20 protein-coding genes and 1 pseudogene are annotated in these 21033 nt (G+C 49.8%); 9 read left to right on the top strand and 12 right to left on the bottom strand.

Going from position 1 to position 21033, the window contains the following annotated elements; translation table 11 throughout:
* Positions 1–126 precede the first annotated feature (126 nt).
* Positions 127–1533: an arabinan endo-1,5-alpha-L-arabinosidase AbnB gene (gene abnB / locus NQS30_RS16855; protein ID WP_218791425.1), complete on the bottom strand. Its 1407-nt coding sequence runs from the start codon at positions 1531–1533 to the stop codon at positions 127–129.
* Positions 1534–1774: 241 nt separating this feature from the next.
* Between abnB and hutP the strand changes: the two genes are divergently transcribed.
* The 6 genes from hutP to NQS30_RS16885 all read left to right on the top strand — a co-directional run bounded on the left by hutP (position 1775) and on the right by NQS30_RS16885 (position 9232).
* Entirely contained in the window at positions 1775–2221 is a 447-nt protein-coding gene (hutP, locus tag NQS30_RS16860; RefSeq protein ID WP_004393292.1) for a histidine utilization transcription antiterminator HutP, read from the top strand.
* A 112-nt stretch (positions 2222–2333) separates the two neighbouring features.
* Entirely contained in the window at positions 2334–3872 is a 1539-nt protein-coding gene (hutH, locus tag NQS30_RS16865; protein WP_039063838.1) for a histidine ammonia-lyase, read from the top strand.
* Positions 3869–5533: a urocanate hydratase gene (hutU, locus tag NQS30_RS16870; RefSeq protein WP_012118819.1), complete on the top strand. Its 1665-nt coding sequence runs from the start codon at positions 3869–3871 to the stop codon at positions 5531–5533. The genes hutH and hutU overlap by 4 nt, the downstream gene beginning before the upstream one ends.
* 1 nt (position 5534) lies before the next feature.
* Positions 5535–6800, top strand: coding sequence for an imidazolonepropionase (gene hutI, locus NQS30_RS16875; RefSeq protein WP_043020885.1), 1266 nt, complete (start codon positions 5535–5537; stop codon positions 6798–6800).
* On the top strand, positions 6793–7743 hold the full coding sequence (gene hutG, locus NQS30_RS16880) for a formimidoylglutamase (RefSeq protein WP_043020884.1): 951 nt from the start codon (positions 6793–6795) through the stop codon (positions 7741–7743). Before hutI ends, hutG begins: the two co-directional genes overlap by 8 nt.
* Before the next feature lie 70 nt (positions 7744–7813).
* The gene (locus NQS30_RS16885; protein WP_007407815.1) at positions 7814–9232 is read left to right on the top strand and encodes an amino acid permease; all 1419 of its coding nucleotides are present in this window, start codon (positions 7814–7816) and stop codon (positions 9230–9232) included.
* Between the two features lie 39 nt (positions 9233–9271).
* Here the strand turns inward: NQS30_RS16885 and NQS30_RS16890 are convergent, their stop codons facing one another.
* The 7 genes from NQS30_RS16890 to NQS30_RS16920 all read right to left on the bottom strand — a co-directional run bounded on the left by NQS30_RS16890 (position 9272) and on the right by NQS30_RS16920 (position 15460).
* Positions 9272–10573 carry a pyrimidine-nucleoside phosphorylase gene (locus tag NQS30_RS16890; protein WP_025285525.1) on the bottom strand — a complete coding sequence of 434 codons (1302 nt, stop codon included), beginning with the start codon at positions 10571–10573 and terminating at the stop codon, positions 9272–9274.
* Positions 10574–10600: 27 nt separating this feature from the next.
* The gene (locus NQS30_RS16895; RefSeq protein WP_004393280.1) at positions 10601–11782 is read right to left on the bottom strand and encodes a NupC/NupG family nucleoside CNT transporter; all 1182 of its coding nucleotides are present in this window, start codon (positions 11780–11782) and stop codon (positions 10601–10603) included.
* Between the two features lie 92 nt (positions 11783–11874).
* Positions 11875–12543, bottom strand: a complete 669-nt coding sequence (deoC, locus tag NQS30_RS16900) for a deoxyribose-phosphate aldolase (protein ID WP_004393277.1) — start codon at positions 12541–12543, stop codon at positions 11875–11877.
* A gap of 90 nt (positions 12544–12633) precedes the next feature.
* On the bottom strand, positions 12634–13575 hold the full coding sequence (locus tag NQS30_RS16905) for a DNA-binding transcriptional repressor DeoR (RefSeq protein ID WP_007407818.1): 942 nt from the start codon (positions 13573–13575) through the stop codon (positions 12634–12636).
* Positions 13576–13645: 70 nt separating this feature from the next.
* On the bottom strand, positions 13646–14458 hold the full coding sequence (gene yidA / locus NQS30_RS16910; RefSeq protein ID WP_122504288.1) for a sugar-phosphatase: 813 nt from the start codon (positions 14456–14458) through the stop codon (positions 13646–13648).
* Between the two features lie 68 nt (positions 14459–14526).
* A complete protein-coding gene (locus NQS30_RS16915) occupies positions 14527–15051 on the bottom strand; it encodes a hypothetical protein (protein ID WP_032867905.1) in 525 nt (174 codons plus the stop codon).
* A complete protein-coding gene (locus tag NQS30_RS16920; RefSeq protein WP_025285528.1) occupies positions 15041–15460 on the bottom strand; it encodes a lipocalin family protein in 420 nt (139 codons plus the stop codon). The genes NQS30_RS16915 and NQS30_RS16920 overlap by 11 nt, the downstream gene beginning before the upstream one ends.
* A gap of 110 nt (positions 15461–15570) precedes the next feature.
* On the opposite strand from NQS30_RS16920, the gene NQS30_RS16925 reads away from it, so the two are divergent.
* Together NQS30_RS16925 and NQS30_RS16930 are read left to right on the top strand one after the other, a co-directional pair.
* A complete protein-coding gene (locus tag NQS30_RS16925; protein ID WP_032867907.1) occupies positions 15571–15957 on the top strand; it encodes a hypothetical protein in 387 nt (128 codons plus the stop codon).
* 160 nt (positions 15958–16117) lie between these two features.
* Positions 16118–16480 (top strand): hypothetical protein, encoded by a 363-nt coding sequence (locus NQS30_RS16930; protein WP_007407823.1) that lies wholly within the window; start codon positions 16118–16120, stop codon positions 16478–16480.
* Positions 16481–16530: 50 nt separating this feature from the next.
* Here NQS30_RS16930 and NQS30_RS16935 read toward each other — a convergent pair.
* A pseudogene (locus NQS30_RS16935) lies at positions 16531–16922 on the bottom strand (hypothetical protein).
* Positions 16923–17051: 129 nt separating this feature from the next.
* Between NQS30_RS16935 and NQS30_RS16940 the strand changes: the two are divergent.
* A complete protein-coding gene (locus NQS30_RS16940) occupies positions 17052–18014 on the top strand; it encodes an iron-hydroxamate ABC transporter substrate-binding protein (protein WP_032867908.1) in 963 nt (320 codons plus the stop codon).
* A 40-nt stretch (positions 18015–18054) separates the two neighbouring features.
* Here the strand turns inward: NQS30_RS16940 and NQS30_RS16945 are convergent, their stop codons facing one another.
* Genes NQS30_RS16945 through yxdL form a run of 3 tightly spaced genes read right to left on the bottom strand, consistent with a single transcriptional unit; the run spans position 18055 to position 21032 of the window.
* Positions 18055–18402, bottom strand: a complete 348-nt coding sequence (locus NQS30_RS16945) for a YxeA family protein (protein ID WP_012118831.1) — start codon at positions 18400–18402, stop codon at positions 18055–18057.
* 13 nt (positions 18403–18415) lie between these two features.
* Positions 18416–20284 (bottom strand): ABC transporter permease YxdM, encoded by a 1869-nt coding sequence (yxdM, locus tag NQS30_RS16950; protein ID WP_032867911.1) that lies wholly within the window; start codon positions 20282–20284, stop codon positions 18416–18418.
* Positions 20259–21032 carry an ABC transporter ATP-binding protein YxdL gene (gene yxdL / locus NQS30_RS16955; RefSeq protein WP_025285531.1) on the bottom strand — a complete coding sequence of 258 codons (774 nt, stop codon included), beginning with the start codon at positions 21030–21032 and terminating at the stop codon, positions 20259–20261. The genes yxdM and yxdL overlap by 26 nt, the downstream gene beginning before the upstream one ends.
* Position 21033: the final 1 nt, after the last annotated feature.

Raw genomic sequence — 21033 nt, forward strand, 5'->3', positions numbered from 1 at the left:
CTCCTATTTTAAAAACATTATTCAAGGACTAAAGTTTAAGAATTAGATTTGCGTTAATTGCATATACATACTTATTATATCTCTTTTGGATAAAACTAGTCTAGTACTTACAAATGCATTACAAAGTCACTTCACTCCCCAAACAGCCTCCCCATCACCGCTCAGCACACTAAACGTCACACCTTCTTTCTCTCTCGCTGAGTCCCATTCTTTCAGGAAGACGCCGCCATAATTTGTGCCGTTCAGGTTAATTCGGGCTTTGCTGCTGTCCGTTATTGTCCAGGTTCCGGTCATTTCCCCGGAAATGGTGCCGTCGTTGTTAAGCTGGATGTTTTTTGGGGTTTTGATCGTAGCTGTGATGTCTTTTCCGTGCTGGATGAGTTTGTAGGCTCCGGATGCGGCGGCCGCCGGAATGTGTGTATCCGGTTCTCCCGCATAGCGGTATGGCGCTGCAACGGGCCATCCGTCTTTGTTCATGTACAGCTGATGTACTCTGACTTCGTGCTCTTCGCCTCTGTTCGGGAAACGGGTGTGGAAAATGAGGTATGATCGTTTCGTTTTCCCGTCGTAAAACACGGAGTTGTGTCCCGGCGATACGTAGCCCGTGCCTTTTTCAGATTGTGAGGCGAAGCTGTAGCCGCCCATGAGTTTGACCCCGTACGGTTCAATTGCTTTGTCGTCAAAGAAACTGCCGTCTTTTCCTTTGGCATCAAGCATGTTATGGCCTGCGGCGTCATAGTACGGACCGTCCGGATTTTTAGAGCGCGCCACACGCATATGATAACCGCCGGCTGCGTCAAGTCCGCCGAATGACAGATACAGATAGTAATATTTCGTTTCCGGATTGTAGCTGATGTACGGGCCTTCGATTCTGCTGTGATTTCCGCCGAGCAGTTTTTTTCCGTAGCCTTGGTTCGGGAGCGGGAAACCGGTTTTCGGATTCATTTCCATTATGAAAATCCCGCCGGAGTAAGAGCCGTACACCATCCAGAGCTTGCCTTTATGGTCAAAAAACGTTTGCGGATCTACGACGTTCGGGTGAACGTTTGCATTATACGTCGTGCCGTCTTCGCTTTTTCCTTCCATGCCCGATTTCAAAAAGATGCCTTTGTTTTTGTAGGGTCCTTCGATCTTGTCACTCACGGCGACACCGAGAGCGGATCGCGGCGAGTCTCCTTTACAGGCGTTATAGTACATGTAATATTTCCCGTCAGACAGCTGGGCGACGTCCGGCGCCCACAGCGTATCAGACTGGGCCCAGTCGAATGTCTCTTTTAATTCGGTGTAGACGTTCGGGATCAGGGGATTATTGGGATTGACGCTTGAAGACATCTGCTGCCACTGCATCAGGTTTTTCGACTTGGCGGAAGCCAAATGTGAGCCGAATACATAATATGTATCTCCTGTTTTAATGACGGACGGATCATGCACGCTGACCTCTGAAAAAACCGGATGCTGGGCTTTTGCCTGCGGCAGAGTGAATCCGATGACCGCTGCTGAGACCAGGCACACACGAAAGAAACTGGTTTTCATTTTCTGAAATCTCCTCGCTCTCTTCTTTTCTTAAAACGCTTTCAAGACAACGCTCCATTTTATGATGCGGATGGCGGAAATATGTGATCAACAGCGCCGGCTTCACGATGTACCGCTTTACTTCGATAACAATCTGATTTGTGAAAGACTGGAAAAAAAGTTTTGACTTCTGATTCGCAAACACTTAATATAAAAAACAGTTACTAGTTATCAGAATATTTAAGAATTGAGTGAAGCATATATGACCTTACACAAAGACCGCCGCATCGGGCGACTGTCCGTCCTTCTTCTGCTTCATGAGACTGAAGAAAACCAGCAGATCAGCCGGCTGGAACGGGACGGCTGGAAAGTCTGTCTCGGCAGGGTGGGTTCAATGGATGCGCATAAGGTGGTAGCCGCAATTGAAACCGCTTCCAAAAAGAGCGGTGTCATTCAATCTGAGGGTTATCGCGAATCACATGCGCTGTATCATGCCACAATGGAAGCTTTGCACGGAGTGACGCGGGGCGAAATGCTGCTTGGCTCGCTGCTTCGTACCGTGGGCCTGAAGTTTGCCGTCTTGCGGGGAAATCCGTATGAAAGCGAGGCGGAAGGCGATTGGATCGCCGTTTCACTTTACGGCACGATCGGAGCTCCGATTAAGGGGCTTGAGCACGAAACATTCGGAGTCGGAATTAATCACATATGAATCAGCCCATAGATTTCAGATGATAGGGGGCTATGCGTGAAATATCATTTTCATGGCATAGCTCCTTTTTGTATGGGCGCTTTACCAAAGTAAAGGAAAAGGGGTTGAAATGATGGTGACGTTAGACGGTTCCTCACTGACAACCGCAGATGCCCAGCGTGTGCTGTTTGATTTTGAAGAGGTTCAAGCATCTGCCGAAAGCATGGAACGTGTGAAAAAAAGCAGGGCGGCGGTTGAACGGATCGTTCAGGAAGAGAAGACCATTTACGGGATTACGACGGGATTCGGCAAGTTCAGCGATGTGCTGATTCAAAAAGAAGACGCCGCGGATCTGCAGCTGAATCTGATTCTTTCTCACGCGTGCGGCGTCGGTGATCCGTTTCCGGAATCTGTATCGCGGGCCATGCTGCTTTTGCGCGCCAATGCCCTGCTGAAAGGCTTTTCCGGCGTGCGGACTGAGCTGATTGATCAACTGCTCGCGTATCTCAATCATCGCATTCACCCGGTCATCCCGCAGCAAGGGTCACTGGGGGCGAGCGGAGATTTGGCGCCGCTTTCTCATCTCGCACTGGCGCTTATCGGTCAAGGCGAAGTCTTTTACGAAGGGGCCCGGATGCCGACAGCTCATGCTTTAGAACAGACAAACCTTCAGCCGGCCGTCCTGACCTCTAAGGAAGGGCTCGCGCTGATCAACGGAACGCAGGCCATGACCGCGATGGGGCTGATCGCTTACCTAGAAGCCGAAAAACTGGCCTATCAGTCGGAACGGATCGCGAGCTTAACGATCGAAGGCCTTCAGGGTATTATCGATGCGTTTGACGAGGACATTCATGCCGCCCGCGGTTATCAGGAACAGATGGATGTCGCAGAGCGAATCCGCTATTACTTGTCAGACAGCAAGCTGACGACCGTCCAAGGGGAGCTGCGTGTCCAGGACGCCTATTCGATCCGCTGTATTCCTCAAGTCCACGGCGCATCATGGCAGACATTAGCGTATGTAAAAGAAAAATTAGAAATTGAGATGAATGCCGCGACAGATAACCCGCTCATTTTCGAAGACGGCGCCAAAATCATCTCAGGCGGAAACTTTCACGGACAGCCGATCGCCTTTGCCATGGATTTTCTCAAAGTGGCGGCGGCCGAGCTTGCGAATATTTCTGAACGCCGGATCGAACGGCTTGTGAATCCGCAGCTGAATGACCTGCCGCCTTTTCTGAGCCCTCAGCCCGGCTTACAATCCGGAGCGATGATCATGCAATATGCGGCGGCCTCCCTCGTGTCAGAAAATAAAACCCTGGCCCATCCCGCCAGTGTCGATTCCATTCCTTCATCGGCAAACCAGGAGGATCACGTCAGCATGGGAACCATCGCCTCAAGGCACGCCTACCAGATCATTGCGAATACGAGACGGGTGCTTGCCGTTGAAGCCATTTGCGCGCTGCAGGCCGTGGAGTACCGGGGTGCGGAACATTGCGCCTCGTACACAAAACAGCTCTATCACGAAATGAGAAACATCGTGCCGTCCATACAAGAAGACCGCGTGTTTTCTTATGACATCGAGCATCTGAGTGACTGGCTGAAGAAGGAGTCTTTTCTGCCGAATGAGCATCACCAAAAACTGATGACCAATGAAGGGGGACTTACAAGATGACTGATGTAAAGAAATCAATCCGCGCCGGCCGCGGCACCGAACTTGAATGCTTAGGATGGGAGCAGGAAGCCGTGCTCCGCATGCTCCGAAACAACCTTGACCCGGAGGTTGCCGAAAAGCCGGAGGATCTGATCGTATACGGCGGCATAGGCAAGGCCGCACGAAACTGGGATGCTTTTCACGCGATTGAGCGTTCCCTCAAAATGTTAAAAGATGATGAAACACTGCTGATCCAATCCGGAAAACCGGTCGGACTGTTCCGCACGCACAGCCGCGCGCCCCGCGTCCTGCTGGCTAATTCGGTTCTCGTGCCGAAATGGGCGGATTGGGAGCATTTCCATGACCTTGAGAAAAAAGGGCTGATGATGTACGGGCAGATGACGGCCGGCAGCTGGATTTATATCGGCTCACAAGGTATTTTGCAGGGCACCTATGAAACCTTTGCGGAGCTTGCGAGACAGCATTTCGGCGGCAGTCTGAAAGGAACCCTTACGCTGACGGCCGGACTTGGCGGAATGGGAGGCGCCCAGCCGCTGTCCGTCACGATGAATGATGGCGTCGTCATCGCCGTTGAAGCGGATGAAACACGGATTGATAAACGCATTGAAACAAACTATTGCGACCGTAAAACCGCATCAATTGACGAAGCGCTGCGCTGGGCCGAAGCAGCCAGACAAGCCGGAGAGCCTTTATCGATCGGCCTTCTCGGTAATGCGGCTGAGGTGCATCATGAGCTTTTGAACCGCGGCGTCCATATTGACATCGTGACCGATCAGACTTCCGCTCACGACCCGCTGATCGGCTATATTCCGGCAGGATACTCACTTGAAGAGGCCGACCGCCTGCGCCGGGATCAGCCTGAATTATACGTAAGGCTTTCCAAGCAGAGTATGAAAAAGCATGTGGAAGCCATGCTCGCCTTCAAGAAAAAAGGTGCCGTCGTCTTTGATTACGGCAACAATATCCGCCAGGCTGCCAAAGATGAGGGTCTCGCCGATGCTTTTGATTTTCCGGGATTCGTTCCCGCCTACATCCGGCCTTTATTTTGTGAAGGAAAAGGGCCGTTCCGCTGGGCTGCGCTGTCGGGAGACCCTGAAGATATATACCGCACTGACGCTTTATTAAAAGAGCTGTTTCCCGAAAATCAAGCCCTTCACCGCTGGATTGACATGGCACAGAAAAAAGTCACATTCCAAGGCCTGCCGTCCCGTATTTGCTGGCTCGGCTACGGTGAACGGGAAAAGATGGGGCTCGCCATCAATGAATTGGTCAGAAACGGCGAGCTGAAAGCCCCGATCGTCATCGGAAGAGACCATTTAGACTGCGGATCTGTCGCCTCTCCGAATCGGGAAACAGAAGCGATGAAAGACGGAAGCGACGCGGTCGGCGATTGGGCGGTGCTGAACGCGCTGATCAACACGGCCTCAGGCGCAAGCTGGGTTTCTTTTCACCACGGCGGGGGCGTCGGGATGGGGTATTCCCTTCACGCGGGAATGGTCGCGGTCGCTGACGGCAGCATCCTTGCGGAACAGCGGCTTTCCCGCGTTCTGACAAGCGATCCGGGAATGGGCATCATCCGCCATGCGGACGCAGGTTATGAAAAAGCGGCTCAAGTCGCCGAGGAACAAGACATTATGATACCGATGAAAAAGGAGCGGTAACATGCCGAAACAAATAGATACCATACTCACCAACATCGGCCAGCTGCTGACGATGGAATCCGGCGGCCCCCGATCAGGCGGAAGCATGCAGGATCTTCGTGTCACGGAAGATGCCGTCATCGGCATTTCCGACGGGCGCATTGTTTTTGCCGGACATCAAGGAGCGGAGGAAGGATACGAGGCAAGAGACATCATCGACTGCGGGGGACGGCTCGTCACCCCCGGCCTCGTCGATCCCCATACCCATCTTGTATTCGGAGGGTCCCGGGAAAAAGAACTGAATTTAAAAATTCAGGGCATGTCCTATTTGGATATTCTGGCGCAAGGCGGCGGTATTTTGTCAACGGTCAAAGACACGAAAGCCGCTTCCGAAGAAGAACTGATTGAAAAAGGGCTTTTTCACCTCGGACGCATGCTGTCATACGGCATCACGACGGCAGAAGTAAAAAGCGGCTACGGACTCGACAAAGACACGGAGCTGAAACAGCTGACCGCGGCGAAAAAACTGGGCGAACGCCAGCCGGTTGACCTTGTCACAACTTTTATGGGGGCACACGCCATTCCGCCTGAGTACCGGAACAGCCCTGACGAATTTCTGAATCGCATGCTGCAGCTTTTGCCTGAAATAAAAGAAAAAGGCCTCGCGCAATTTGCCGATATTTTCACAGAAACAGGCGTCTTTACCGTCAGCCAGTCACGGAACTACCTGAAAAAGGCGTCTGAAGCCGGTTTCGGCCTGAAAATCCATGCTGATGAGATTGACCCGCTCGGCGGCGCGGAATTGGCGGCAGAACTGCATGCTGTTTCTGCCGATCATTTGGTGGGGGCGTCTGACGAAGGCATCGAAAAGCTAGCGGCGTCCGGAACAATCGCCGTCCTGCTGCCGGGCACGACTTTCTATCTCGGCAAACACACTTATGCGAGAGCCCGGGAGATGATTGATGCGGGCGTACGGGTCAGTTTGGCGACTGACTTCAACCCGGGCAGCTCACCGACGGAAAATCTCCAGCTCATTATGTCGATTGCCGCGCTTCATTTAAAAATGACCGCAGAAGAAATCTGGCACGCCGTCACCGTTAATGCCGCGTATGCGATCGGAAAAGGCGAAGAGGCCGGACAAATTAAAGCCGGACGGGCGGCTGACATTGTCATTTGGGAAGCGCCGAATTACATGTATATCCCGTATCATTACGGCGTCAATCATGTACACCGTGTCATCAAGAACGGAAAGACGGTTGTCTCAAGGGAGGGAGCCGCTCTTGGATAAGTATCCGTTTCTGCAAAAAGCCGGCTCCCTCTTCAACGACCGCCATGTGACAAGGATCGGCGATGTGACGGAAGCGTGGGCGGGACAAACGATCAAAGGGCCGGCTTTGATCGGCGTTCCGCTTTCTAAGTCGTCAATCAGCCATTCCGGCGCCTGCTTTGCACCCGGTGCGATCCGCCGGGCGCTCGGCGGGATTTCCGCTTATTCCGCGGAGCTGCGGGAGCATGTCATTAACCATCTGTACGATATCGGCGATATTCAGATTCACGTCACGGATGTCGTTAAATCTCATGAACACATTTATCGGACCATTCATGACATTCTGACGGACCAGCCTGACTGGGTGCCCGTCATTCTCGGCGGCGACAACTCCATCAGTTATTCCACCATTAAAGCCATTGCGGAAACGAAAGGAACAACGGCCGTGTTTCAATTCGATGCCCACCACGACGTCCGCAACACAGAAGACGGAGGACCGACAAACGGCACGCCATTCCGCCGGCTGTTAGATGAAAATATCATAAGCGGACAAAACCTGATTCAGCTTGGGATCAGGGAGTTCAGCAACAGCTTGGCATACGAACAATATGTAAAAGAGCGGCAGGCAGACGTGCATACAATGGAGATGATCCGGGAGAAAGGGCTCCTCCGAACGATACAAGAGGTCTTGCCGGCCGTTCAAAAAAGAGCCGACGCCATCTTTATTTCGGTTGATATGGATGTGCTGGATCAAGCTCATGCGCCCGGCTGCCCCGCGATCGGCCCCGGAGGCCTGTATACCGAAGAACTGCTTCAGGCGGTCCGGTTTTTAGCCAGTGAGGCTGACATCTCGGGTATTGAGATCGTTGAGGTTGATCCGACACTTGATTTTCGCGATATGACAAGCCGGGCAGCCGCACACGTCATTTTACATGCATTAAAGGGATTTAAATTGTCACGTTAAAGTCAAATCCGGCACGCGTGCTCTCGGCTGCCGGAAGATTCTCACGCCACGCAAAAAGGGGGAGATCACGATGGATGTTGATCAAGGCGGCAATCAACTAAAGCGCACGATGAAAAGCAGGCACTTATTTATGATTTCATTGGGAGGAGTCATCGGCACGGGGCTGTTTTTGAGCACAGGGTATACATTGAGCCAGGCCGGGCCGGGCGGGACGATCGCCGCTTACCTGATCGGGGGCTTGATGATGTATCTTGTCATGCAGTGTCTCGGAGAATTGTCAGTAGCCATGCCTGTGACCGGTTCATTTCAAACGTATGCGACAACGTTTATCGGGCCGTCCACGGGTTTTATGGTCGGTATCATGTATTGGGTGAATTGGGTGGTGACGGTAGGATCGGAGTTTACAGCTTCCGGTATCCTCATGCAGCGCTGGTTTCCCCACAGCAGCGTCTGGATGTGGAGCGCGATTTTCGCGGCTCTCCTTTTTGCCGCCAATGCATTCTCCGTTAAATTGTTTGCAGAAACAGAGTTTTGGTTTTCCAGCGTCAAAATCGTTACCATCCTTTTATTTATTATCTTAGGCGGCGCCGCGATGTTCGGTTTGATTTCATTGCACGGTTCGGGTGAAGCTCCGATGCTGTCGAATTTCACCTCGCACGGCGGACTGTTTCCGAACGGCTTTCTTGCGGTTTTCATCGCAATGATTTCCGTAAGCTTTGCCTTTTCAGGGACGGAGCTGATCGGAATTACAGCGGGTGAAACCGCCAATCCGGCAAAAGATATTCCGCGTTCGATCCGGAATGTCGCCTGGAGAACGGTCATCTTTTTTATCGGCGCCATTTTTGTGCTGTCCGGACTGATCTCCTGGAAGGAAGCCGGTGTGATTGAAAGTCCGTTTGTCGCGGTCTTTTCCCAAATCGGTATCCCATACGCCGCAGATATCATGAACTTCGTGATTTTAACGGCTTTGCTTTCGGTCGCCAACTCCGGACTGTATGCTTCCACCCGGATGCTGTGGTCTCTTGCGAATGAAAACATGATCAGCGCCCGGTTCAAAAAAGTCACGCCAAAAGGCATTCCGCTGAATGCCCTGCTCGCCAGCATGGCCGTTTCCTGCATATCCTTGATCTCAAGCATCGCCGCCCCGGGCACGGTCTACGTGGTGCTTGTGGCAATAGCCGGATTTGCCGGCGTCGTGGTGTGGATGAGCATCGCCCTGTCTCAGCTGTTATTTCGAAAACATTATGTGAAAAACGGCGGACGCGTCTCGGATCTGACCTTCCGCACACCGTTATACCCTCTCGTTCCGATCGCCGCTGTGATCTTATGTTTCGCTTCATGCGTAGGCCTTGCATTTGATCCCAATCAAAGAATCGCCCTCTTCTGCGGAATTCCTTGTATGATCCTGTGCTATCTCATTCGTTTTTTGAGAAAGAAACAGCCGAAACAATCCGTCCGTGACATTCATTTGGATAAAACCATGCCATAAAAAAAGGCACATACTGATGAGGTATGTGCCTTTCTTCTCTTATTCCGTAATCAGCGTATGAATCAGTTTCGGCGCTTCCGCTTTTTCTGAGATGCGGATGTTGTCATAGACTTTGGCGGTCACGTCGTCAACGTTGTCGCGGTTGGCGTAAAGGGTGACGAGCGGCTCGCCTTTTTCGACGTTGTCACCGACTTTTTTGCGGAGCATAATGCCGACGGCAAGATCGATTTCGTCCTCTTTTGTCGCACGTCCCGCGCCCAACAGCATCGCTGCGACGCCGATTTCGTCAGCGACGATTTCTGAAACGACACCCGCTTCTTTTGCCGGAACGTCAATTTTGTACGCCGCCTGTGGAAGTTTGGAGGGATCGTCAACGACAGAAGCGTCTCCTCCCTGATTGCTCAGGAACTCTTTGAACTTTTCAAGCGCTTTGCCGTTTTTCATGACTTCCTGCAGCTTCGTTCTCGCTTCTTCCAATGTCTCAGCTTTTTTCGCCAATACGACCATTTGGCTGCCGAGCGTGAGGACGAGTTCGTTTAAGTCTTCAGGGCCTTCCCCTCTTAATGTATCAATGGCTTCTTGTACTTCCAGGGCATTCCCGATCGCAAAACCGAGCGGCTGCGACATGTCAGAAATCACGGCCATCGTCTGGCGGCCGACGTTGTTTCCGATGCGGACCATTGCTTTGGCGAGGTTCACGGCGTCTTCATCCGTTTTCATAAACGCGCCCGCGCCCGTTTTGACGTCAAGCACGATGGCATCTGCTCCGGCGGCGATTTTTTTACTCATAATTGAGCTTGCGATCAGCGGGATGGAGTTCACCGTACCCGTTACATCACGCAGCGCATACAGCTTTTTATCGGCAGGCGTCAAATTGCCGCTTTGTCCGATGACGGCTACCTTGTCGCGGTTCACAAGCTTGATGAATTCATCTTTTGACAATTCCACGTGGAAGCCTTCGATCGCTTCCAGCTTATCAATGGTTCCCCCCGTATGGCCAAGACCGCGGCCGGACATTTTAGCGACGGGAACGCCGAGCGCCGCGACGAGCGGTGCGAGTACGAGAGTTGTCGTGTCGCCGACCCCGCCCGTAGAGTGCTTGTCGACCTTAATGCCTTCAATGGCGGAGAGATCAATCGTTTCCCCTGAATTCACCATCGCCATTGTCAGATCGGCGCGCTCCTGATCCGTCATATCCTGAAAGTAAATCGCCATAGCCAGCGCGCTTGCCTGATAATCAGGGATGCTTCCGTCCGTGTATCCTTTTACGAAAAATTGAATTTCTTCTGTTGTCAGTTCTTTTCCATTTTGTTTTTTTACAATAAGATCTACCATTCTCATGATCTATCACCTGTCCTTCATTTATGTTCAGTGAATCAATCCGACGATCGCCGCTGTCAGGAAGCTGACGAGCGTTGCGCCGTACAGCAGCTTCAGCCCGAACCGCGCGACGACGTTTCCTTGTTTTTCATGCAGCCCTTTCACCGCACCGGTAATGATTCCGATAGAGGAGAAATTCGCGAATGAGACAAGGAATACAGATACCACTGCCTGTGTATGCGCACTGAAATGGAAATCACCGGACGAGAGCGTCTGCATCGCCACAAATTCATTCGATACCATTTTCGTCGCCATAATGCTTCCGGCGCTCACCGCTTCATTCCACGGAATACCGGTTAAAAACGCAAACGGCGCGAATACATATCCGAGCAGCGCCTGGAATGTAATGCCGAAGACCGCATTAAAAACGCCGTTGACCAGAGCAATGAGTGCGACAAATCCGATCAGCATCGCCGCTACGACGACGGCGACTCTGAATCCATCCATTATATACTCACCGAGCACTTCAAAAAAGGATTGCTTTTCTTCTTCAGGAACGACGATCAAATCCTCTTCTTTGCTGACGGTGTACGGGTTGATGATAGAAGCGATGATAAATCCGCCGAATAAGTTCAGCACAAGCGCCGTCACGACGTATTCAGGCTTCAGCATCATCATGTAAGAACCGACGATCGACATTGAGACCGTCGACATTGCGGATGCGCAAAGCGTATATAAGCGCTGTTCAGTAAGATAACCGAGCTGTTTTTTCAAACTGATAAAGACTTCTGATTGCCCTAAAATCGCGGATGCGACAGCGTTGTAAGATTCGATTTTCCCCATTCCGTTCACCTTGCTTAACGCAAGACCGATATACTTCGTGATGAAGGGGAGGACCTTCCAATGCTGCAGAATTCCGATTAAAGCGGATATAAAGACGATCGGCAGAAGCACGCTCATGAAGAACGTCGTCTGTTTCGCATTCACAAGCCCGCCGAATACAAAGTTAATCCCTTCTGATGCATATTCCAGCAAGTAGTTAAATCCTTTTGCAAAACCGCCGACAAGAAAATTCCCGATACCGGTGTTGAGGAGAATATAACCGAGAATCAGCTGCAGCACCAGCATGACGGCGATCGGCCGGATTCTGATTCTTTTTTTGCCGTTGCTGGCAAGCCAGGCAAGACCTAAAAACACAATGATTCCGATAATTCCGATGAGATACTTCATATGTGTTCTCCTTTTATTTGTATTCGCTTACAATTTTTTATGCATCAACAAAGAAAGAGGATGGCGGAAGCTTTCGGCTTCCGCACTGCTGATTAATAGTCGCTGCTGCCGCTGTCTCCGCCGCTCACGATAGAGACGCCCGCACTTGCGCCGATCCGGCTCGCGCCCGCAGCGATCATGCTGTCAACATCAGCTTTTGTTCTGATGCCGCCTGATGCTTTGACCCCGATGTCCGGTCCGACTGTTTTTCTCATGAGAGCAATGTCTTCAGCCGTTGCCCCGCCTGTAGAAAAACCGGTAGACGTTTTGACGAAATCGGCGCCTGCGGATACCGCCAAGCGGCACGCGCGCTCTTTTTCTTCATCTGTCAAAAGGCATGTTTCGATGATCACTTTGACGAGCGCTTTTTTATCAGCTGCTTCAACTACCGCGCGGATATCAGCTTCAACCGCTTCATCATCGCCGTCTTTTAATGCGCCGATATTGATGACCATGTCAACCTCAGTTGCCCCTTTTGAGATGGCATCCTTCGTTTCAAATGCTTTTGTTTCCGATGTCGTTGCGCCGAGAGGAAATCCGATAACGGTGCAAACGTCAACTCCAGTGCCTTTCAGTTCCTCCGCTGCGAGTTTGACCCAAGTCGGGTTTACACAAACGGAAGCGAATTTATATTCTTTTGCTTCTTTTATCAGTTGTAAAATATCCGCTTTTTGTGTATGCGGTTTCAAAGCAGTATGGTCTATTTGACTTGCAATTGACATTGTATGCACTTCCTTTTTCCTAGGATACGTTTAGAATAACCGAATTTTGAACATATGTAAATTGGTAATTGAAATTATGTTCATGAATTGTCACAATTCTTGAATGAGTTTTTTGGCCGTATGCTGATCGGTAATCAAAACGTTGGCGTACTTTCCTTTCAGGGCACCGTGAATGGCCTTGCATTTTCTGCTGCCGCCCGCCACCAGAATCGAACGCTCTTTCATTTTCAAGTCGCTTAGCTCGACTCCGATCGTCCTGCCGTTAATGCTGCTGCTGCAAATCCTGCCTTCCTCGTCAAAAAAGCGCGAACAAATATCGCCGACTCCGCGTGCTTTCAGCAATTGTTTCTCTTCTTCCCGGAAATAGCCGAGTCTGAAAAGCAGCGCCTCATCCCGGACGGTTCCGACCGTAAACAGGGCGATATTGGCTTGTCTGCCCATTTCAATGATCCGCTTAATATGTCTGTCCCGCTCGACCATCTGTTTCACATCGGCGCTGTCAAATATAACCGGCAGCGGCAAATACCTCGGCATCGTCTGAAATGCTTCGGCGAACAGCTGAATCGTTTCAGACGAGTACGTATTGACATTGGAATGACTGATGCCGCCTTTCAGCTGCACGACTTCAACGCTCTTTACCTGCTTCGGCTCCATGCGGCTTGCGATCTGGTACATCGTCGTCCCCCAGCTTACGCCGAGTATATCGCCGTCCTTTACGGTTTTATGCATATAGTCTGCGCCATAGCGGCTTAAGTAATGTGTAATGGCCTGGTAATCGTCACTTGGAGAAAAGACGACGTGCGCCTCAAGCAGCCCGTATTTTTCTTCCAGCTTTGCGCCGAGTTCGTCCAGATCCTCAAACGGGTCCATGACGCGAATTTGAACATACCCTTTTTCCTTTGCGTACTGAAGCAGCCTTGAAACGGTGGGGCGTGACAGATCAAGCCGTTCGGCGATCTGCTGCTGGCTGTAATCTGATTGATAATATAGTTTTGCCGCTTCTATGCTGAGCTGCTGTTTTTCACGATCCATGTCGCGCCTCCCCTCTCCGCTTATCATATCACCAAAACACGCGGTAAAAAAGCACCCTCTGATGGGGTGCCTATTTTTTCAGCACAAGCTCCTGAATCGCATGCGCCACGCCGTGTTCGTTATTTGATTTCGTTTCAAAATCAGCAATCTCCCTTACTTCCGGGATGGCATTGGCCATTGCCACACCGCAGCCGGCCCACTGAATCATGGACATGTCGTTGCCGTTATCGCCGATTGCCATGACGTCTTTCTGTTCAATGCCGAGTTTTTCGGCCAGCAGCTTGACCGCGTTTCCTTTACTGACTTTCGGGTGAAGAATCTCATGGAAGAATGGCGCGCTTTTGACCATTGTGTATGTTTCCTTGAATGATTCCGGAATGGAAGCGATCGCTTTCTCCAGCTTGTCCGGATCGTCAATGAACATGACTTTCGGAATCAGAATATCCTTCGGCACTTCATCGATCGTGCGGAAATGAAGCGGCACTTTCGTAATGTATGATTCGTATACCGTGTATTCACTGATATCCCGGTTCGGCGTGTACAGATTGGCTGTGTCAAAGTAATGCATCGGAGTATCCAGCTGTAAGCTCAGCTCGTAAAGCGACTTCAAATCTTCAAAGCCTAATGACTGCTCGGCCACGATACCGTTTGTATACGTATTTTGGACGAGTGCGCCGTTATAGGCAATCACAAAGTCGCCTTCTTCCTGTAAGTTCAGCTCTTCCAAATACCGACGCACGCCGCCGATCGGCCGGCCCGTGCACAGGACGATATTGACCCCTTCCGCTTTGGCGGCATCAAGCGCCCCGCGGACTTCAGCCGTCACTTCATGATGATCGTTTAGTAGTGTTCCGTCCATATCTATTGCGATTAACTTGTACATCCTGCATCTCCTTTGTATCCTTTTCTTCTTATTCTTTCATCATATCGTTTTTTCGTTTCAATGAAAAATCAAACAGACAAGTTTCTCCGCCTTCTCTTCGTATACCGGGCCTGCCTCCGGATGCGGGGCCGTCTTTTCCCCTTGTCAGCTTGTTCGCCGCCGTCATCTGTTTTCTGCTTCAAGAGCATCAGCCCCGCCGCAAAGAAAGGGATGGCCGCTATGTCCAGAAGGGCAAGCTTTATTCCCATCGCTGCGGGAAAGTATGCCCATAATGAACGGCTGTTCCGCCTGATCATGATATAAGAAACGATTTCCAGCAGGATAAACAGAGCGTTCACCCACAAGTAAATGAGCAGCGCCGCAAACAGAAACAGCAGGAGCGTATTCCGCAGCGTGCCGGAAAACAGAAGAGCGCGCATCATATCAAAGAATGAAAAAGACTGCATGCTTCCGTTTACGACATTGGGATTGTAAATGGTAAAACGCCCGAACTGATCAAAAAGCATAAAAAATAACCATAACAGTGAAAACCATTGAATGATATGTACGATGACACCCGTCAAAACGAGTCTGTCGGCAGCCTTATTTCTCATGTGCATCCTCCCCGCCGGTTTTTATTCTTGTCATTGTCTTTGTTTCTCCGTATATCTTCCAAATGAGCGTATCGTTTTTTCCTCTTTTCAACGTGCTTTTGACGGGGTGCGGATGTCCGAGGTATTCAATCTCGATCGTCCCGTCCGTGTTCTGAGAGATCACCTTGTACACATCTGAGGGCATGGCAACCTCGCCGCGGCCTTGAATGACCTGCTTTGTCAGCACGCTGTCTTTCGTAAACGTGACGGTTTCAGATCTGACCCCGTCCATCGGGCCCGGTTTCAGCCCCGCATCCCATGTCCCGTAATAAAAAGGGGGTTCGTCTGCTTTCTTTTGCGAGCAGCCTGTTATCATGACGCATCCGAAAACAAGAACCGTCATGATGAAAATCCGTATGTTCCGCAACATGATCACCTTCCTTTGAAGCTTTTTTACGCCTGTAACTTAGGCGGATGCCGTGGCACTGTGCAATTGACTACATAGTGTATAAAGACTTCACTAGATAAGGAGAATGATGAATGAACCCATATCAGTACTACACCCCGCCTGCCTATTTCCCTCAGCAGCAGGAATACGAAGTGAACCACGTTGAGTATGAGCCGTATCAGCAGCAGGAAAGCTATTATTATGCGCCCCCTCAGTCCGAAGAGCGGCAGCCGACAGGTTTAGAACGGAGAGTCGCCCAGCTTGAAAGACAAAACGCCGAGCAAACGAGAGAGCTCACCCGCCTCTCACAAGAAGACCAGCGCCAAAACCGGGAAATCACGCGTATGAATGAGCAGATCAGACGGCTGAGCCAGTCCATTGAAATCCATACCCGCCGCTTAAACCGTTTGAATCAGCGCCTGCGCGCAGTCGAAAACAGACTCAATATTCCTTTTCACGCTACAGAAGGCGGCTTCTGAGAAAAAGGGCCGGAATACAAAGCTCGACAGGCCATCCCGAGCCTTGTATTCCGCTCTGTACATAACAGGTAAATATTTGAATCCTTTTCTTGCATGAATGCCTCTCCTATTCTTTCACATGATAAATGTGTAAAATCAATCACTCCAGGAGGTCTTCATGATGTATCAAAACCAATACAGCGGAAATCAGCTGCAGCAATGCCGCCAAACAGCACAGCAGCTTATTCAGCAGACACAGCAAAGCAGTCAGCAGTACAAGCAAATGCTCCAGCAGGAACAGCAAAACATTCAAATGCTTCAGCAGATGCTTAACCATGAACAGCATGCCGTTCATACCATTCAGCAAGCGCTGCAGGGGCATGAAGCGGCCATTCAAAAATGCCAGCAAATCGTGAATGTGTGCAATCAGCTTCAGCAGGAAGTAAGCGGACACATGCCTGCACCGATGGCAAACGCTAATGTTTCTTCATTCCCGCAAACACAGCATCACACACCGTTTCAGCAGCATTCATACCAGCAATAGGCCGGTCATGCAAATGACAAAGCGCGAGATACCGGCTTTGTCATTTGTTTTTATCTCTGTTTTGTCAGATCAATGCGATGAGCGGGTTGTCCGCCGAATTTTGCTTCCGCCTCATGCCTTACCGCTTCATACGCTCTTGCTTCGACGTTTTGTTTAAACACATCAAGCTGTATCAAATAAGCCGCCCGCACTTTCAGCCCGTGAATGATGGAGATGACCCATAAAGGCAGCACGATATACACGCCCGGCGTGCTCGGCAGCACAAAAGCAATTGCTAAAATAATAAAATAATAAGTCCGTATTTCAGCCATTTTTTGTTCTTAGCCCGGTAGCCGATATAGAAAAAGGCCAAGAAAGCGGTCAGCGCAAACGGCGCAAAAGTCAGCAGCAGCCACCAGCTGTGCAGCACTTCCCACCAAGTCCCTCTTTTCGTAATCAACATTCATTCCTCTTCCTTTACTACTATAACATGGATAATCAAGGAAGGTTTTCTATAAAAAACATAGACGGAATGACGTCTTCCTGCTATATTAATAATGATAATCATTATCACTGAAATAGGGGGATCATTATGAAGAAACAATCATGGCTGATCGGCCTGGCACTTCTGCTTGTTTTCGCATTAAGCGCTTGCAGCGGCGCGAAGGAAAACAACGGATCGGCATCAGGCAAAGGAAAGACAGACATGCGTACATATGAATCAACAAAAGGAAATATTGACATACCCGCACATCCGAAACGGATCGTCACTGACTTTTATGCAGGTGAGCTGCTGTCCGTTGACGCAAATGTCGTCGGGGCGGGCTCATGGGCTTTCAAAAATCCGTTTATCAAAAAACAGCTGAAAAACATCACGGACATCGGCAATCCCGTCAATGTGGAGAAAGTGATGCAGCTGAAGCCTGATTTAATCGTGCTGATGAAGGATGACCAATACGAGAAACTATCGAAAATCGCACCGACGATTGTCATTCCTTTTAACACCGCAAAGAATACGAAAGATACGGTCAGCCTATTCGGCGACATTGCCGGGGCGAAGGATAAAGCCAAAAGCTTTATGGCAGACTTCAACAAAAAAGCCGAAGCGAATCAAAAGCGCCTCAAAAACGTGATCGGCAAAGGCGAGACAGTCGGCCTTTATGAAACGACGGATAAAGGCGAAATCTGGATTTTCAATGACAATTCCGGCCGCGGCGGCCAAGCCGTTTATAACGCGCTCGGATTGAATGCGCCGCCCAAAATTGAAAAAGACATCATGAAAACGGGAGCCATGAAACAGGTTTCCCAAGAGGTCATCCCTCAATATGCGGCTGATTATATGTTCATTACCGATTACAATCCGAATGGAGAAAGCAAAACATTCGAGCGTCTGAAAGATTCATCCGTTTGGAAAAATCTCGATGCCGTAAAAAACAATCGTGTCTTTATCAACGATTTCAACACCTTCTATCCTTATGACCCGATTGCCGTCAGCAAACAGATGGATATCATCACCGACATGCTGATCAAACGGGCTGAAGAAAATAAAAAATAAAAAAAGCGGCACAGTCATGACACTGTGCCGCTTTTCCTGTTCACTTTAATTTTGACTGTACGGAGCCCGGCATATCTTCAAACCTGACTTCTTCCCAGGTCTCGACATACTTTCCTTTCGCCTTCACCTTCAAATACGCGTTCTTCCGAAGGTCTTTCGCGGCGTAAAAGGTCACTTCTTCTTTTTTCCCGGATGCGTTGTATCCGTCTAAGGTATACTCAGTACCGCCCGGGCTAAGATGTTTGCCATCTCGATCAATCTGTACATAAACATCTTGCTGGTGAATAAACGGATTAAATCTGTCTGTAACATCATTATGAAAAAAGAGAAGTCCGTATATGACGGCAGCGGCCGCCAAGACGGCCAGGATTGCCAATGCTTTTTTCATCTGTGCACTCCCCTTACTTGTTCATTTTTTTCAAATAGCTTGACCGCACTGTGAGGAAGAACAGAAGCTGAAAAATGAAAAACCCTCCGATAGTGAAACTGAGCGGCCCCGCTACATCGGAATAGCCTTCCACGGCCAATGTTCTCAAGGCAAACAGTGTATGCATGACGGCAATGACGAAAGGAAAGAAAAAGAGAATCGCCAATTGTATCGTCACGCTTTGTGCCATTTCACGCTCACTCAGGCCGATTTTAGCCAGTGAACGGTAGCGCTCCCGGTCCTCATCTAAATCGGTGAACAGCCTGAAATATAAGAAACTTGCTGCCGCGACAAAGAAGACGATCGCGATAAACAGGCCGATAAATAAACTCAGGCTCGGCAGCTGCACCGTATCATAGTACGTCCCGGCTTTTGCCATAAAATCAGAATGCACGTCGATATAGTTGCCGTAAATCTCATTTTTCAAGGATTGGCTGATCCCAAGACTGTCTTTCCAATGATCATAGCTGTAGCCGTATAATGACGCTTTTTCACCGAGTGATTTAAGCTGATCAAAGGTTTGATCGTTCACCGCGATGACGGCATTTAATGAAATCAGCGGTTTTTCGACTTCTTTTACCGTCAGTTTTTGGTCAGACGGCTTGCCTTTTTGGTTCAGCAGCTTCAGCTGATCCGGTGCTTTGTTTTTGAAATTCCGGTCATACGTACCCGGGAAATAGACAGCCTCATCATGTTTCAGGCCGTTCAGCTTGACATGGAAGTATGTTGACACATCCGATTCGCTGATCATGTAAACAGGCGGAACAGTATCTCCTTCCTGATAGCGAATATAGGAAACATTTATTTTGTCTTTCTTATACGTAAAGCCGTGTGTTTTCAGTTCATGGTCAATTTTTTTCAAATGAGTCTGTTCTTTTGGGTTGCCGCTGTAAGATAAATACTCCATCTCATAAGCGGACTCTTCCGCCCCGACGGTCGATTTGTACATCGCGAGCACGCCTGTCGCCGTAAACGCTACCGCGGAAATAATGCTGACAATAAAGAACAGGCGGGCGTTGTCTTTTAAACGATAGACAAGGTCAGAAACCCAAATGACATTTTTCCCGCGCAGATAAAAGGTTTTCCACTTCTTCAGCGCGCGCAGAATCCAGATGCTGCTTTGGCTGAAAAAGAAATACGTGCCGATGACGGTAAGCAGTAAAATGATAAACGGTTGAGTCCCATGGACATTGCCTTTTAAAACCATGCCGTACCCGCCGCACAGGCAGGCGATGCCGAATATAGACAGAAGCACGGACGGCTTCGGCTCCGGCTTGATCTTGTCAGTGCCCTTTATTAATTTGATCACCGTATTTGATCTGACAAAAAGGATCGTGAACTGCGATAAAAGGAAAAATAAGAGCAGAAATCCGCCGGCCGTAATGCCGAGCGCTTTCCAAGGCATGTACAGAGGCAGCGCGTCCATTTCTAAAATATAAGCGCCGACCGTAAAGAACGTTTTCGAAAAAATGAAGCCTCCGATAATCCCCGCTGCGATCGACATGACGCCGATGATCATGTTTTCCGCCGTAATGAGCTTTCTCAGCTGCACCGGCGTAATACCCTGCATGAGCAGGATGCCGAATTCTTTATTTCTCGATTTCAAAAATGCGTTAACCGAATACAGAACAAATAAGAAAGAAAAAACAAAGATCATCCATTCCGCGGCGGTTAAGCCTTTTCTGGCGATGTTATTCAGGTAGCCTTCCTTTAGTGCCGGATGAAACAGGAACATCGCAAAGGTAAAGAAAATCAAAACGGAAAAAGCGCTGCTTAAAAAGAAAGCAAGATAGGCCCTTTTGTTTCTCGTGACGTTTTTATAAGCGAACTGAAGAAAGGTCATTTGCGTTTCCCCCCAGCATAGACAGCACATCAAGAATCTGCTCATAAAAGACTTGGCGGTTTTCCCCGCGGTAAATCTCATTAAACAGTTCGCCGTCTTTTATAAAGATGACGCGGCGGCAGTAGCTTGCCGCAACCGGATCATGGGTCACCATCAAAGCCGTGACATGATCATCCTGGTTCAGGCTCTGCATCGTTTCCATGACGTCTTTTGACGCTTTGGAATCAAGGTTTCCCGTCGGTTCATCGGCCAGAATGAGTGACGGCTTATGAATGACCGCTCTTGCGATGGCGGCCCGCTGGCGCTGTCCGCCGGATACTTCAAACGTCCGTTTGTTGAGCAGGTCTTCAATTCCGAGCTTTGCCGCGATGCTGCGCAGTTTTTCTTCCATGACAGACGGCGCTTCTTTTTCAAGCGTTAACGGCAGCATGATATTTTCACCGATCGTCAGTGTGTCCAGAAGGTTGAAATCCTGGAACACAAATCCGAGCTGCTTGCGGCGGAAATGAGCGAGCTTTGTCCGCTTCAGGCGATGCGGGTTTTCTCCGTGAATCAGGATATCGCCTGAATCCGGACGGTCAATCGTTGAAATGATATTCAAAAGCGTTGTTTTTCCGGAGCCGGACGGTCCCATCACCGCCGTGAACCCGCCTTCTTCTATTGAAAACGAAATTTGTTTTAAAGCTTGATAGGACACTTGTCCTTTATAGGTTTTATTTATATGTTTGACTTCAAGCATATTCGCCATG

It is taken from the genome of Bacillus sp. B1(2022) (assembly GCF_040259625.1).
Lineage (GTDB): Bacteria > Bacillota > Bacilli > Bacillales > Bacillaceae > Bacillus > Bacillus velezensis.